Source organism: Thermodesulfobacteriota bacterium (assembly GCA_036482575.1).
GTDB lineage: Bacteria > Desulfobacterota > GWC2-55-46 > GWC2-55-46 > JAUVFY01 > JAZGJJ01.
This window is the reverse complement of sequence record JAZGJJ010000029.1, coordinates 1-13,604: the sequence shown is the minus strand read 5'-3', so window position 1 is coordinate 13,604 and position 13,604 is coordinate 1. Positions and strand designations below refer to the sequence as shown.

Genomic DNA, 13,604 nt, shown 5'->3' with positions numbered 1-13,604 from the left:
GCGATGTCCTGAAAGCTCTTCATTAATTCCTCCCTGCCCGGCCCCAGTTCCTCCCTCCCGGAGTTCCTGAAGTCGTATATCAGATAGAGTACCGCCCCGGAAAAGGCGAGCGTGAAGAGCGAGTAGGCCGCAAACGAGCTTATGACGTGGGTCTCGAACCAGCGGGTCCGGAGGATCAGCACGAGCGGCCTCCCCTCGACCTCGTTAAAGAACGAGAAGACGAGCGCAAGCATGGCCGTCGGCACTGTCACGAGCTCGGTCAGCCTCTCGTTATACCGGAAGATTACGACTATGCTCACCAGCACCGTGGACCAGCTGAAGAAAAGGAGCGTCTCGTAGACGCTCGCCATGGGGGCGTGCCCCGTCTGGTATGTGCGTACGGCGAGGGCTATCGTATGGACGAAGAAACCGGCCGAGAGGAAGAGCCTCGAAGAGCCCTCGAACGAACTCTTACGGGTAAGGTGATAGGCCCCGACAATGGCCAGCGCCGAGACGTAAAAAATAAGAGACACATACAGAAGCGGTTTTAACGCCATGTCCAAGTCCCCGGCTTACCGCCGCCTCTCGCCGGCCCATATGCAACTATACAACGGGAACGCTTTAGCGCCATGTCAAACACCCCGGCTTACCGCTGTCTCTCATCGGCCCATATGTAGCCGTGCATCTGCACCTGCAGCCTGACGCTGAGGCCGTCGGCGAGTATCCAGTCGGCGAGAACCCTGGGCTCGAGCTCGGGCCTTACCGGAGCGAAGAGTATCTTCTCCGTCCTGCTGCCCGCGTACTCCGCGGTAAACCTCTTCGCGAACTCGTAGTCGCCCCTGTCGCCTATGACGAACTTCACCTCGTCCTCGGGGGTGATGAGCGGGACGTTACTCATAAGGAAGACGTCGTCGTGGCCGCTCGAAGGGCACTTTATGTCCACCACCTTTACGAGCCTCTCGTCGAGCCCCTCGAAACTCACGCTCCCGTTGGTCTCGATGAGGACGCGGTAGTCGAGGTCGAGGAGTTTCTTCGTAAGCTCCTTTGTCTCGGGCTGCAGGAGCGGCTCCCCACCCGTTACCTCGACAAGCCACGGTTTCAGCTTCCTCGCCTCCGCAACGACCTCCTCCACCGACGCCTCACTCGCCTCGTCCGGGGTGCGGGCGTAGGGAGTGTCGCACCACGTGCAGTCCAGGTTGCAACCGGCAAGCCTTATGAATATACAGGGTATGCCCACGTAAGTGGACTCGCCCTGGATGCTGAGGAATATCTCGCTTATAAGCACGGGCCTCTACTTCTCCTTATCGCCCTCGTTGTCGTTGTTATTGTCCGTTTTGGCTTTTTCCACCTTCGCCTTGGCCTTCGGCCTGCCGAAGGCTTTAAAATTCCTTGCCAACTCCCCGAGCCTCTTCTCCGCCAGGCGGTTGACCGTCCCCTCGGGGAACTTTCCGTCCTCCCCCCTCTCTCCCACGGCCATGCCGGTAACTATCTCAAGACCCTCGTCCACCCTATCTATGGGATATATGGCGAACTTGCCGTCGGCCACGGCATCCCTGACCTCTTTCTTGAGCATGAGGTTCTTGACGTTGCGCCCGGGGATTACCACCCCCTGCGAGCCGGTAAGCCCTTTAGCCACGCAGACGTCGAAGACCCCCTCTATCTTCTCGTTTATCCCGCCCACGGGCTGGACCTCCCCGCGCTGGTCCATGGAGCCCGTGACGGCTATCCCCTGTTTTATGGGTACGCCGGAGAGGCTCGACAGGAGCGCGTAGACCTCGGTGCAGGTGGCGCTGTCCCCTTCGATGCCCTCGTAAAGCTGCTCGAAGCATATGGTCGCCGAGAGTGTCAGAGGGAAGTCGCGGGCGAACCTCTCGCCGAGGAAGCTCGAGAGTATCATGTGGGCCTTATTGTGTATGCGACCGCTCATCTTGGCCTCCCTCTCTATGTTGACCATGCCGCTGTCTCCCATGAAGGTCCTCGCGGTTATCCTCGACGGCTTGCCGAAGGCGTAGTCCCCCATGTCCAGCACCGCGATGCCGTTCACCTGGCCCACCACCGCGCCCTCGGTCTCCACCATTATGGTGTCCTCTTCTATGTACTCCCTCAGCTTGTCCTCCACCTTCGAGACCCTGTACACCATCTCCTTCCAGGCCCTCGTGACCTGGTCGGCGCCCACGGCCTTCATTCCATCCACGCCGGCCCAGTGGCTCGCCTCGACCACGAGGTTCTCCACCTCCCCGAAACGGGCCGAGAGCTTCCCCTTGTCACTCGACAGCCTGAGCCCGTACTCCACCACCCGGGCCACCCCGGTCCTGTCGAACGGCAGGAGGTCGTGCTCCTTACAGCGGGCCGCGATGAACTCCGCGTACCTCATAACGTTATCGTCGTTCCTGGGCATGCGGTTGTCGAAGTCGGCCTTCACCTTGAAGAGCTTTCTATACTCCTTATCCATCTGGTAGAGGAGGTAGTAGATATACGGCTCGCCTATCATCACCACCTTGATGTCGAGCGGTATGGGGGCGGGCTTAAGCGTGGTGCTGGACATGAGCCTGTACTGCTCCCAGACGTCCTCTATCCTGGCCTCGCGGGTCTTTATCATCCTCTTTATCGCGTCGTACACGAAGATGTTCCGGAGCACGTCGAGCGCGTTCACCACCAGGTAGCCGCCGTTGGCCCTGTGGACCGCGCCGGCCTTTATCATGGTGAAGTCGGTCGTCGCCACGCCGTACTGGATCCTGTGCTCCACGTGGCCGAAGAGGTTATAGTAGGTGGGGTTGGTCTCCACCACCACGGGCGCGCCTTTGGTCTCCCTGTTATCCACCATGAGGTTCACATGGTAGCGCTCGAAGGCGGGCTCGGCCGTGGGGAGCTTAAGCCCCGCTATGGGGAGGGCCAGTTCCTCCCTGGGCCTGAAGTCGTCGATATTGGCCAGCACGTCCTCCCTTACCTCGCCCAGGTAGCCACGCACCTTCTCGAACCCCTTGTACTTCTCGAAGAGTTCGGTCATGAGCGGCTTTACGACGTACTGGGCCACCTCCCTGTCGAGCGCTTCTATCCTCTGCTTGGTGTCCTTCTCAACGACCCGGGCCTCCCTTACGACGTCGCCGAGTTGCTCCTGGAGCCCTTTAAGGTCCACCTCCACGCCCTCGCGTTCCTTCCGGGGCAGCTTGTCGAACTCCTCCTGCTCGAGCGCCTTGCCGTCCTTCGCCGGCACGACGGCAAGGCCGCTTACGGTCTTCTTGAGCACGAACCCCCTTTTCTCCACCTGCTGTTCGAGCCTGTGGAAGAGCGCCTTGGTCCTCTCCTGCTGGCCCTCGAGTATCTCGTCGCGGTGCCTCTCGTAGTCCTTGCTCTCGAAGACCATGGGGATGTCGCGCTTGAGCGTGTTCACGAACCCTTCCATGTCGGTCTTCAGCTCGCAGCCCTTGCCCGGCGGTAGGTCGATGGCCTTAGGGCCGTCGGGGTCGCGGAAGTTGAAGACGTAGCACCAGTCGTCGGGCACCTTCTCGCCGGAGGCGGCCTTCTCGATCGCCGCCTTAACGGTCGAGGCCTTGCCCGTGCCGCTCTCGCCGAGGACGTATATATTGTAGCCGTGGTTTGAAAGCCCCAACCCGAAGTCGAGCGCCTTAAGCGCCCTGGTCTGTCCCACCACCTCGCCGAGCGGTTTCAACTTCGCCGTGGTCTCGAAAGGAAAGGTTGCCGGGTCGCAACTCCAGAAGAGGTCTTTAGGGTCAAGTGGTTTTACGCCTGCCATAGCACCTCCGTATAGATACCGTGATGCGTGTGCGTGATGCGGAAAAGATTTTTAAATACGCATCACGGTTTTTTCCCCGCATCACGTATAACGCACACGGCCTTTAATGCTCGTGCTCCCGGTGGACTATTGCCCTCAGCGTTTCGCCCGACTCGCACTCGCTGCACTCCACCTGAATGGTAGTATAAAAGATACGGTGGTTTTGGGCAAGCCTTTCGTTTGCCTCCCTGAGTATCACGGCCTGCCTCGCCCTGTGGGCTTCGTCTATGTCCACGTGCGCGCTGAGCGCGTGGACGTTGTGGCATATACTCCAGATGTGAAGGCTGTGTACGCCCGAGACCCCCTCTATGGCGCTGAGGTCCTCCACCACCCGGCCGAGGTCCACCTCCCTCGGCACCCCTTCGAGCAGTATATGGGTCGACTCGTTTATTATCCTGACCGCGCCCGCCACTATGATGGTACCTATGAAGACACTTACGAGCGGGTCGACCACGAGCCAGCCGGTATAGTGGATTACAAGCGCGGCCACGATGACCCCGACCGACGCCACCGCGTCGCCGACCACGTGGAAGAAAGCGCTCTTGACGTTCAGGTCGTGGGCCGCGTGACCCTTCAGCCAGAACGCCACCATGAGGTTCACCGCGAGACCCAGTGAAGCCACCGCGAGCACCCCGAGACCGTTTACCTCGGGCGGGGATACGAGCCTCCCCCAGGCCTTATAGAATATGAAGAGCGAGACCAGAAGGAGCGTAAAGCCGTTTACGAAAGCCACCACGACCTCCGCCCTGTGCAGGCCGTAGGTCCGGGTCTCGGTGGGAGGGAGCCTCGAGATGTGGATGGCGAAAAGGCTCAGGGCCAGGGCCAGCACGTCCATAAGGACGTGGGCCGAGTCCGAGAGGAGGGCCAGGCTGTTGGTGATAAAGCCGCCCGCGAGCTCCACGAAGAAGATGAAGCCCGTAAACACCACCGCGAGCGTCAACCGTCCCATGACTTTCCTGTCCGCGTCAACCTGAGCCTTCAACGCAGCCTCCTCCTTACCTTGCTTATGACCCGCCCGTCTCGTCTTCGAGTATCTTCCGGAGCTCTTCCTTAATCCCCTTCTTGCCCGGCTTTTTCCCCTCACCGTGCGCCACCGTGGGTTTGGGTACGGGCTTCCTGACCCTCTTCAGGACGTCCCGGGGGTTGATCGTACGCGGCTTTTGCTTTTTAACCCGTCTCGTCATCCTGCTCTTTCTCCGGTAAGCTCACCCAGGAAGGGCTCTCCCTCCCCTGCGGCCCCGACCCCAAAAACCTCGCCGAGCGTCCGGCCGAGGTCGGAAAAACTCCTTCTCGTCCCGAGCGCCGCTCCCTTCTTGACTCCCTCCCCGCAGATAAGGAGCGGCACGTACTCTCTGGAGTGGTCCGTGGAGGGGGTGGTCGGGTCGCAGCCGTGGTCCGCGGTTACTACGAACACGTCGCCCGGCCCGAGGCGTTCCTTTATCTCCTTGAGCCTCCGGTCCACGGCCTCAAGCGAGCGGGCGTAGCCGGACGGGTCGTTACGGTGGCCGTAGAGCGTGTCGCAGTCGACCATGTTGGAAAAGATAAGCCCCTCATCGTATCTCTCCATGGCGGAAAGGGTCGCCTCCAGCACCTCCGTGTCGTTGCCCGCGCGGAGTTCTTCGCTGAAACCCCTGTGGGCGAATATATCTCCGAGCTTGCCTATGCCGACGACCGGCACGCCCCGCTCCCGGAGCCTGTCGAGAAGCGTTTCACCCGGAGGGGGCACGGAAAAGTCCTTACGCTCTTCGGTCCTCCGGAAGCTGCCGGGCGGGCCGGTAAACGGCCTCGCCACGACCCTGCATATGTTATAGCCGTCCAATAACTCCCGCATCACGGCGCACAGCCCGTATAGCTTCTCAAGGGGCATAACGTCCTCGTGCGCGGCTATCTGGAATACGCTGTCGGCCGAGCCGTAGACTATCAGCCTTCCCGTGCTTAGATGCTCCTCGCCGAACCTCTTTATGATCTCGGTGCCCGAGGCGGGCCTGCCCCAGAGGTAGTCCGAGCCCGTCTCCGCGGCGAACCGGGCCTTTATATCGTCGGGAAAGCCGTCCGGGAAGGTGGCGAAGGGGGTCTTTGTCACCACCCCGGCTATCTCCCAGTGCCCGGTGGTCGTGTCCTTCCCGACCGAGGTCTCAAGCATGCGGCCGTAAGCACCCTCGGGAAAATCGGCCTTTTCGATTGATTCAACGCCCTCGATATTCCCGAGCCCCAGCGAGGCGAGGGTTTCGAGCTTAACCCCTCCCACGGCCCGGGCCGTATTATCGAGCGTGTGACTGCCTGCGTCGCCGTACTCCGGGGCGTCCGGAAGCTCGCCTATGCCGAGGCCGTCTATGACTACAATTATGGCCCTTTTCAACTTATTCTCCGCCATTTTTAGTGTTTTCCCCTCTTAATTAAACGATAGCAGTAATCGGGGGAGTTTACAAGGGGGGTGGGGGGCAGAACATAATCTATAGTTCCACCTGAACTATAGGTCCCTGCTCCCAATGCATGAAGCCTCAAAATTAGGTAAAGAATCGCCCTGAAGGTGGCACAACAAGTAGTGCGGGCCAGTGCTTTCGTTTTCCCTGGAATACCCGGAGTGCGATTAGTTACTAATTTAACTATAGTGCTATGTGCATATTGAACTGTTCACTAAATAAATACGTAATGACTTGACAATAATCCACTCTACTGATAGAATTCAACCGTAAGATGTGGCATATTCCTTATTTATGTGCCATATCTCCACAAAGGCGGGGTGATGATAACCATAAGGAGGTGTATTATGACAACAAGAAAAGTAACGTCACACGAAGTGCTTGAAAAAGCAAGAACGCTTCTTAAAGAAGCGGGCTACACACTGTATAGCGGTATCGGGATAAATGTCACGGAGGTCGCAGTAGCAAGCTGTGGGAGTAGGTGCACAGGTGGGTGCTCCGCGGGCTGCTACACCTGCTCTCCCGGCAGTTCCAACAAGAGGTCGACAAGCCTGAACCCATCGATACAGATTTCGGGAGAAGGCTTGCTCGAAGACATAGTTACCATCATGAAAGGGACCCCTCAGGAGACATAGGAGCGGTCGGACAGTATGGCTTAATAACGTTATCACCACCCCGCCTTAACCTTCAAATCCACAAACCCGAGGGGGTATGCCGATGATATACAAACTGCACAGGGATGTCAGGGTAAGAAATGATGTCGACAGGAACATCGTATATATAGCAAACCCGGTGGATTCGGAAATTCCGGATTTTATTCAAACCATAAACACTCCGGCAGCGATTCTCCTTGCCCTTTTTGACGGAACGCGTAGCCTTGAGGAGGTGATATATACATGGTCGGCCCTCATACATGAGAGGCCCCCGGACGACGAAATCCGCAAGAGTCTGGAAACTATCCTTTCAAGCAAGGTAAGTCCGGAGCTCGATATCGGTAATATCCTTGTAAGGCAGGACTCACTTGACGACACACCGGCATTCGAGACAGACCTGTGCGGGTTTATCATCGATAGGTCGAAGCTCAACCTCGACGACCCGCGACTCAGGATACCGCTAAGGATGGTATTTATCCCCACCCTTGCCTGCAGTCAGAAGTGCTACTACTGCTACAGTACCGAGGCCTATGTAGACGACATAACCCCGCTCGACTTCGAAAGAGTGCGAGAAATATTCACAGAGGCACGGGAACTCGGAATCACGCATGTAGACCTCTCCGGCGGCGAGGTAATGACGTATCGAAACATTTTCGGCCTCCTCGAACTTTTCAAGAACCTCGGCATAACGGCCAACCTTCCGACGAAGCACACTATGAGCCGCGACGAGGTTAAAAAACTTAAAACGCTCGGCATAGACTCGCTCCAGATAAGCATAGACGCCATAACTCCGGCCCTGCTTGATGAGACGGTAGGAGTAGCGGGCTACGCAAAAAAGATTATGCAGACATTCGACCACCTCAGGCAAAACGACATAAGAGTACGAATAAATACCGTTATAACACCCAAAAACATAAACGACATGGAAAACCTGGTAAGGTTCCTCTCCTCTTACGAAAATGTATACCGGATAAGCCTTTCCCCTTACGCCATGTCCAGGTTCAACCACCAGAGCCGCTACTTCGTGGACCGGGAGAGCTATCTCGATGTGGCAGGTAGGTGCGTAGAAGCCGCATCCGGCGCCGGGCATCTGGAAATCCTGCCTGGAGAGCTTATGCCGAACCCATTGAGCTTAGATGAAGAAACGAAAAAGGAACAGTGGCCAGGACGTTCTTTCTGCAGCGGAGGACGACACGGCTTTGTGCTGCTACCCGACGGCAAGGTCACAATGTGCGAGGAGCTCTACTACCACCCCGCCTATATAATGGGGGGGCTGGACGTACAGTCGATAATGGAGATGTGGAACTCAAAGGAGTCTCTGCGTGTTCCGCTCCCGCACCAGAAAGATGTAGCCGATGGACCGTGCATGGACTGTGAAGAGTTCCGGGACTGCCACATCTTCCCGGGGCGCTGTGTAAGAGAGGCGATAAAACTCTTCGGAGAAGATAAACACGACTACCCGGACCCGAGGTGCCCGAAGGCTCTCGCAGTATTGGCCTGCCCTTAACCCCCCCTATACCCCACCCCTCATTCCCCACCCCCCAGGGGAGGGGAGGCTTTTTTTGCCGCCTTAAAAAAACCACCGACGGGACAGAACAAACCGGTAAGTCGACTGCCAATCTCGATTGCGGATTATAGACTTCGGATTGAGGAATAAAAAAACCGATTCGAACCCTTTCCCCTCTTAATTAAACGATAGCAGTAATCGCACCGGTTTACAAGGGGGGGTGAGGGCGATAATGCCTGAGAAAAGACGGGCTTCTTCCCGTAGCGGTGGTTGTGGATTTTACCGAAATATCGTATAATTCCGTTGGTAATAGCGGAGATTAAATTTGTCCCCTTTATACCCTCTTCTACGAGTCGGACGGCCCGGCATGAGCCCTTTCAAACGCAATAGCCTTTATAACGAAGACGGAGGGTCGGTCATAAGGCTTACGATCCTGATGGCGATAATATCGGCGGTGTACGCAGGCGTCAAGTTCGCCCCGCACTACATCAACAACTACTCCTTCGAAGAAAGTATCGATGTGATACTCGAGGATCTGGACGGCAGAAGGGCCCTGGACCTCAGCGCGGACTGGATGGCGGATGAGGTGGTGAGGCGGGCCGACTCTCTCTCCCTTCCCGTGGAGAAAAAAGACGTGGACGTCAGGTGGGACAGGGCGGGAGGCGAGCTCCGCCTGGGGATAGACCTGAGTTACCCCTATACCGTAAAGCTCTTCAAGTCCCAAAAGAATTTTTCCTTTAAAGTCCACAAGGAAAAACGCATCGCGCTCGACGTGGCGGAAGAGCGGAGGAGGGAGAGGAAAACGAGAGAGGACAAAAGACGCCGCAAAGAGGAGTACGCGGAGAAAGAGGCGAAGTCTCTCGAACAGTGCAAGAGGTACGGAGGAGAGTGGAACGGCAGGCAATGCATCATCACGAAGTATATAATCATACCCTGATGGACCGTCCTTTAATTCGCCGACCTGCCCCCTCTTACTTCAACGCGTTCAGAACAGACCGCAGTAATCGGCCCTGCAATACTTAAGGGCGTCTTCCTTGAACGCTTCCATATCCTCCCTGGAAATAGTCGGATGGTGCGCGCTGATCGCGGATAAGAAATCTTCCGTCGTTGACCTGAACTCTTTCCCCGAGGAAACTTCCAGCCCAAAAGCCCTGTGGCTTACACGGGCGATGACAGCCTCGATATCGGCCGGTGTAAAGCCGTCGGTCTTTTCGGCGATCAGGTCGAAATCCAGCTGTTCCGTCATAAGGTCTTTTGCATTATGCTGAAAAATGGTCTTCCTGCTTATTCTGTCGAGGCTGCCAACGGGCAAGATAAGGTCGAACCTCCCCGGGCGCAGGAGGGCCGGATTCAACATCCGGATATTATTGGTCGCGCATATCAGGACTATATCCTTCTTTCCCCTGATTCTGGGCAGCTGTCTCAAAAACTCATTGGAGAGGGCCCTCTCTTCCTTGGTCGCCCGGTCGGGTCGCACCGTCAACTCCTCGAATTCGTCGAAAAAGACGACGACCCTATCGAGGAGTCTTATATTCTCGAAGATAATCTTCAGTTCGAAGGCTTCTTTCTTGGAGCCGCTCCCGAGAGCGCTTGGACTTATCTCCATGAACTTCCACCCCAGTTTACCGGAAGTCCCCTTTGCAAAGGCGGTCTTGCCTGTCCCCGGGGGGCCGAACAAAAGGATCCCTTTCGGCATGGATATTCCATGCTTTTGCGCCATCTCCGGGTGAGTGAGGGGAAGCACGATCTGCTTCTCAATGGTGTTTTTCTCGTTTTGCATGCACAATATGCCGTCCCAGGCCGTCCGGGGAATATCGGCCACCTCAACGGCCGGGAATTGCAATAATTGCTCCATCGGGGCCCCATTGTCGGCTCTATCCTTCATCATAGATAGAGTTATAGCAGAAAAATGGCGGGGTGACCGGAGATGAACGGAGAATTTTATAGTTGGCGTCCGTCACGGAGTCCGTGACGGACGGCCGGTTTCTAAAGTCCTCATCGCTCTTTACCCCTCCCCCCATTATATAGTATGATACCGGGCATGCCGAGCCTCATAAGTCGCTACATATTCAAGGAGATTGCCGGGCCGTTCCTGCTCTCTTGCGCCATACTGACGGCGACCGCGCTCCTGACGAAGGTCCTGAAACTTGCCGAACTCGTCGTCAGCCACGGCGTGGGGCTCGGGTTCGCCCTGAAATTCCTCGTCTCCGTAACCCCGCCGCTCCTGGTCTATACCGTTCCCGCGTCGTTCCTCGTGGCCGTGCTCATAGCCTCCTCGCGCATGAGCTCGGATAACGAAATAATCGCCATGAAGGCCTCGGGGCTGGGGCTCTTCGACATACTAAAACCGGTCCTGGCCCTTGCCGTCCTGGCGTACGCGCTGACACTCGTACTCACCCTATACCTCTTCCCCTGGGGGAACCATAACGTCAAGAAACTTATCTTCGAGGCCGCGAGCACGCGGGCGAGCGCGGGCATGGAGGAGAGGACTTTTTACGACCGGTTCCCCGGAGTGGTCATGTACGTGGACACCATCCCCCCGGGCACCGGCGAGATGCGGGGGGTCTTCATCTCCCAGGAGGCCGGGGGGGAGGGGGGGGAAGATGGGGACAAGAGCTCGGACATCATCTGGGCCGAGAGCGGCGTCTTCGTGCCGAGCGAGGAGCAGCTCTCGGTCTTCCTGCAGCTCCGTAACGGGACCGTCCACAGGAGCGTCCCGGAGAAGGGCACCTACCACATAGCCGACTTTTCCACCTACACGCTCGCGCTCGACCTCAGCGGAAGCAAGACGACCATGAGGGGCAAGTCATCGAGGGAGCTCTACATATGGGAGCTCATGGAGAGGGCGAAGAAACAGGACGATACCTCGCGGCACCACTCCAGGATAATGGTGGAGCTTCACAAGCGGTTCGCCACGCCCGCCTCCGTCTTCGTCTTCTCGCTTATCGGCCTGCCGCTCGGCATCCAGAGGGTCAGGAGGGCCGGGCTAACGGGCTTCGGCCTGGCGCTCGGGGTGCTTATAGTCTACTACACGCTCGTAAAGGGGTTGGAAGGCCTCGGCGATAACGGGCTCCTGCACCCCGCGCTTGCCGCCTGGGGGGCGGACCTCTTGCTCGGCGCGGTCGGGGGCTGCGTCCTCTACATGGCCGCGCGCGACAGGCCAATAGAGGTCGTGCCGAGACTCGAAGAGGCGGGCATAAAACTCTGGAAGGTGATAGCCCGGAGGCTCGGGATATGAAGCTCCTCCAGCGCTACATACTCGGCGAGTTCCTGAAACTCCTCACCCTCACCACACTGGCCTTTATCACTATTTTCATGCTCGTCGACGTGGTCGAGAAGGTGGACGACCTTATAGAGCACGGCGTGCCGTTCGGCACGGGGGCAAGGTTCTTCCTCTACAAGATACCGTTTATCCTCTGCCAGGTGGCGCCCATTTCGGTACTCCTGGCCGTGCTCCTCTCGCTCGGCATCCTTAACAGACACGGCGAGATAATGGCAATAAAGGCCGGGGGCGTGGGCATAGTAAGGGCCCTCTCGCCGCTCTTCGCCGCCGGGGCGGTGGCAACGGTGCTGGTCTTTTTCGTAAGCGAATCCATAGTGCCCACGACCAACCGGCTCGTGGACTCCATAGAGGGCAAATGGCTCCGAGGAGAGGAGGAGACGGGTGTCTTCGGCGAGAGTGGTCTATGGCTCCGCTCGGGAGGCCGCATCTACAACATCCGCGAGGTCGACCGGGAGAGAAAAACCCTCCACGGCATTACGGCGTACGGGATCGAGAAGACGGGCATACGGAGCCGCGTCTTCGCCCGCGAGGCCGCGTGGCAAGCCGAAGAGGGCCAGTGGATCGCCGAAGAGGCCACGCTCCGGAGCTTCCCTGCCGGGGGACGGGGCGCCGGGGCCGAAGAGAAGGCGGCTAAAGGATTCCCCCTTGAGGGACTGAAGGGGCCCGAAGAACTACTCGGCGCGGAGACGAGCCACGAACGGATGAGTCTCACCGAGCTCAGACGCTACGTCCACGGGCTAGAGGCCGAGGGCTACGACGCGAGAAGGTACAGGGTGGACCTCTACGGGAAACTATTCTTCCCGCTCGTCAACTTCATAATGGTGCTCGTTGCCGTGCCGTTCGCACTCCGGACGGGCCGCCACGGCGGCATAGCCGCGGGGGTGGCCTTAAGCGTGGCCATAGGGTTCAGCTACTGGGTGGTATTCGGGATCTCCAGGGCACTCGGACAGAGCGGCATGCTCCCGGCCATAGTGGCCGCCTCGTTCCCGGACGTCTTGTTCCTTGCGGTGGGGGTTTTGATGTTCGGCTACATCAGGCAGTAAACTCGACACCGGGGAAAAGACGTGGGCACCTACTCCGAAATATTTTTCCTTGCGGGGCTCGTCTGGGGCGTAACTGCCTTCGCGCTCCTTATCGTCGCCTGGAGGGCGGCGGCAGCCGGCAACATACGGCTCCACCGCCCGCTCATGATAGTCCTGACCGTCGGGGCCTGGCTCTTTATTTCTCTCTACCTCCTCAGGTACTCCTACTCCGACGAGATATCCGGCGAGGCCGCTCTGGAGGTGCCCCCTCACCTCATACCCTGGCTTGCGGTGCACGGCACCGTTGCGCTAATCCCTCTCTTCGGCGCCACGGTCCTTGTATGGGCGCGGCTTTCGGGGAATAAAAGCGGGATGCGTCTTCACTTCAACAAGAACCACAGGCGCTACGGAAGGGTCCTTATGGTCCTGTGGCTCTTTACCCGCGCGGGCGGGACGCTCAACTTCTACCTCTTCGGCTGAGGGTGGGTTCTTGCCCGGCGGACCGAGCCCGCCCTGCCTTATACCCCTCTCTTCCCGTGCTCGATAATGACGACCGTCGCGGCGGACTCTACGGCGGAGAACTCGTCCACCATTATATCGAGGGCCTTCTCTTCGCCGAACCCGCCTGAGCCCGCGCCTATGACGGGGAAGGCGACGGAGCGAAAGCCGTGGCTGTTGACTATCTCCATCGCGCTCCTGACCGAGCCTCGGATCGAGCGCTCGCCGGCCCTCCAGAGCATGTTAATGCCCGCGACGTGTATGATCCCCTTAAATGGCAGCCTGCCCGCCGTCGTAAGGACGGCCCCTCCGAGCTTGATCGGGCCGAGCCGGAGCAACTCGTTAAACGGTTTGAAGCCCGCCTTTTTCTTTATCGCCCCGGATACGCCCTGCGGGATCAGGAGGAACCAGGGGATAATATTCCGGTTCCACGCGTTAACGATGAC

General features: G+C 58.2%; 14 protein-coding genes. 6 read left to right on the top strand and 8 right to left on the bottom strand.

Annotation, left to right across the window (positions count from 1 at the left end; all coding sequences use genetic code 11):
* The 6 genes from ccsA to V3W31_01170 form a co-directional block, all read right to left on the bottom strand.
* A partial coding sequence (gene ccsA / locus V3W31_01195) for a cytochrome c biogenesis protein CcsA (GenBank protein ID MEE9613555.1) occupies window positions 1–536 on the bottom strand: 536 nt, incomplete at its 3' end.
* Window positions 537–625: 89 nt separating this feature from the next.
* The gene (locus tag V3W31_01190; protein MEE9613554.1) at window positions 626–1,264 is read right to left on the bottom strand and encodes a radical SAM protein; all 639 of its coding nucleotides are present in this window, start codon (window positions 1,262–1,264) and stop codon (window positions 626–628) included.
* A 6-nt stretch (window positions 1,265–1,270) separates the two neighbouring features.
* Complete coding sequence (locus V3W31_01185) at window positions 1,271–3,733, bottom strand: ATP-binding protein (protein ID MEE9613553.1); 2,463 nt, start codon at window positions 3,731–3,733, stop codon at window positions 1,271–1,273.
* A gap of 103 nt (window positions 3,734–3,836) precedes the next feature.
* Window positions 3,837–4,754, bottom strand: coding sequence for a cation diffusion facilitator family transporter (locus tag V3W31_01180; protein ID MEE9613552.1), 918 nt, complete (start codon window positions 4,752–4,754; stop codon window positions 3,837–3,839).
* Window positions 4,755–4,776: 22 nt separating this feature from the next.
* Entirely contained in the window at window positions 4,777–4,956 is a 180-nt protein-coding gene (locus V3W31_01175; protein MEE9613551.1) for a hypothetical protein, read from the bottom strand.
* Window positions 4,953–6,146, bottom strand: a complete 1,194-nt coding sequence (locus V3W31_01170) for a phosphopentomutase (GenBank protein MEE9613550.1) — start codon at window positions 6,144–6,146, stop codon at window positions 4,953–4,955. The genes V3W31_01175 and V3W31_01170 overlap by 4 nt, the downstream gene beginning before the upstream one ends.
* A 396-nt stretch (window positions 6,147–6,542) precedes the next feature.
* Here V3W31_01170 and V3W31_01165 point away from each other — a divergent pair, with 396 nt between their 5' ends.
* From V3W31_01165 to V3W31_01155, 3 genes are all read left to right on the top strand, one after another.
* A complete protein-coding gene (locus V3W31_01165) occupies window positions 6,543–6,830 on the top strand; it encodes a hypothetical protein (protein MEE9613549.1) in 288 nt (95 codons plus the stop codon).
* Window positions 6,831–6,912: 82 nt separating this feature from the next.
* On the top strand, window positions 6,913–8,355 hold the full coding sequence (locus V3W31_01160; protein ID MEE9613548.1) for a radical SAM protein: 1,443 nt from the start codon (window positions 6,913–6,915) through the stop codon (window positions 8,353–8,355).
* Between the two features lie 367 nt (window positions 8,356–8,722).
* Window positions 8,723–9,292, top strand: a complete 570-nt coding sequence (locus tag V3W31_01155) for a hypothetical protein (protein ID MEE9613547.1) — start codon at window positions 8,723–8,725, stop codon at window positions 9,290–9,292.
* A gap of 48 nt (window positions 9,293–9,340) precedes the next feature.
* Here V3W31_01155 and V3W31_01150 read toward each other — a convergent pair whose 3' ends face one another.
* A complete protein-coding gene (locus tag V3W31_01150) occupies window positions 9,341–10,243 on the bottom strand; it encodes an ATP-binding protein (GenBank protein MEE9613546.1) in 903 nt (300 codons plus the stop codon).
* A 153-nt stretch (window positions 10,244–10,396) separates the two neighbouring features.
* On the opposite strand from V3W31_01150, the gene lptF reads away from it, so the two are divergent.
* From lptF to V3W31_01135, 3 genes are read left to right on the top strand one after another with little or no spacing between them, the layout of a single operon-like run.
* A complete protein-coding gene (lptF, locus tag V3W31_01145) occupies window positions 10,397–11,593 on the top strand; it encodes an LPS export ABC transporter permease LptF (protein MEE9613545.1) in 1,197 nt (398 codons plus the stop codon).
* A complete protein-coding gene (gene lptG, locus V3W31_01140) occupies window positions 11,590–12,681 on the top strand; it encodes an LPS export ABC transporter permease LptG (GenBank protein MEE9613544.1) in 1,092 nt (363 codons plus the stop codon). The genes lptF and lptG overlap by 4 nt, the downstream gene beginning before the upstream one ends.
* A 21-nt stretch (window positions 12,682–12,702) precedes the next feature.
* Complete coding sequence (locus V3W31_01135) at window positions 12,703–13,140, top strand: DUF420 domain-containing protein (protein ID MEE9613543.1); 438 nt, start codon at window positions 12,703–12,705, stop codon at window positions 13,138–13,140.
* Between the two features lie 38 nt (window positions 13,141–13,178).
* Here V3W31_01135 and V3W31_01130 read toward each other — a convergent pair whose 3' ends face one another.
* The gene (locus tag V3W31_01130; protein ID MEE9613542.1) at window positions 13,179–13,601 is read right to left on the bottom strand and encodes a macro domain-containing protein; all 423 of its coding nucleotides are present in this window, start codon (window positions 13,599–13,601) and stop codon (window positions 13,179–13,181) included.
* Between the last annotated feature and the right edge of the window lie 3 nt (window positions 13,602–13,604).

Coding starts and splice junctions, on each gene's coding strand:
- V3W31_01175 (MEE9613551.1), bottom strand. CDS start 4,956: ATGACGAGACGGGTTAAAAAGCAAAAGCCGCGTACGATCAACCCCCGG.
- V3W31_01155 (MEE9613547.1), top strand. CDS start 8,723: ATGAGCCCTTTCAAACGCAATAGCCTTTATAACGAAGACGGAGGGTCG.
- V3W31_01150 (MEE9613546.1), bottom strand. CDS start 10,243: ATGATGAAGGATAGAGCCGACAATGGGGCCCCGATGGAGCAATTATTG.
- lptF (MEE9613545.1), top strand. CDS start 10,397: ATGCCGAGCCTCATAAGTCGCTACATATTCAAGGAGATTGCCGGGCCG.
- V3W31_01185 (MEE9613553.1), bottom strand. CDS start 3,733: ATGGCAGGCGTAAAACCACTTGACCCTAAAGACCTCTTCTGGAGTTGC.
- lptG (MEE9613544.1), top strand. CDS start 11,590: ATGAAGCTCCTCCAGCGCTACATACTCGGCGAGTTCCTGAAACTCCTC.
- V3W31_01160 (MEE9613548.1), top strand. CDS start 6,913: ATGATATACAAACTGCACAGGGATGTCAGGGTAAGAAATGATGTCGAC.
- V3W31_01165 (MEE9613549.1), top strand. CDS start 6,543: ATGACAACAAGAAAAGTAACGTCACACGAAGTGCTTGAAAAAGCAAGA.
- V3W31_01170 (MEE9613550.1), bottom strand. CDS start 6,146: ATGGCGGAGAATAAGTTGAAAAGGGCCATAATTGTAGTCATAGACGGC.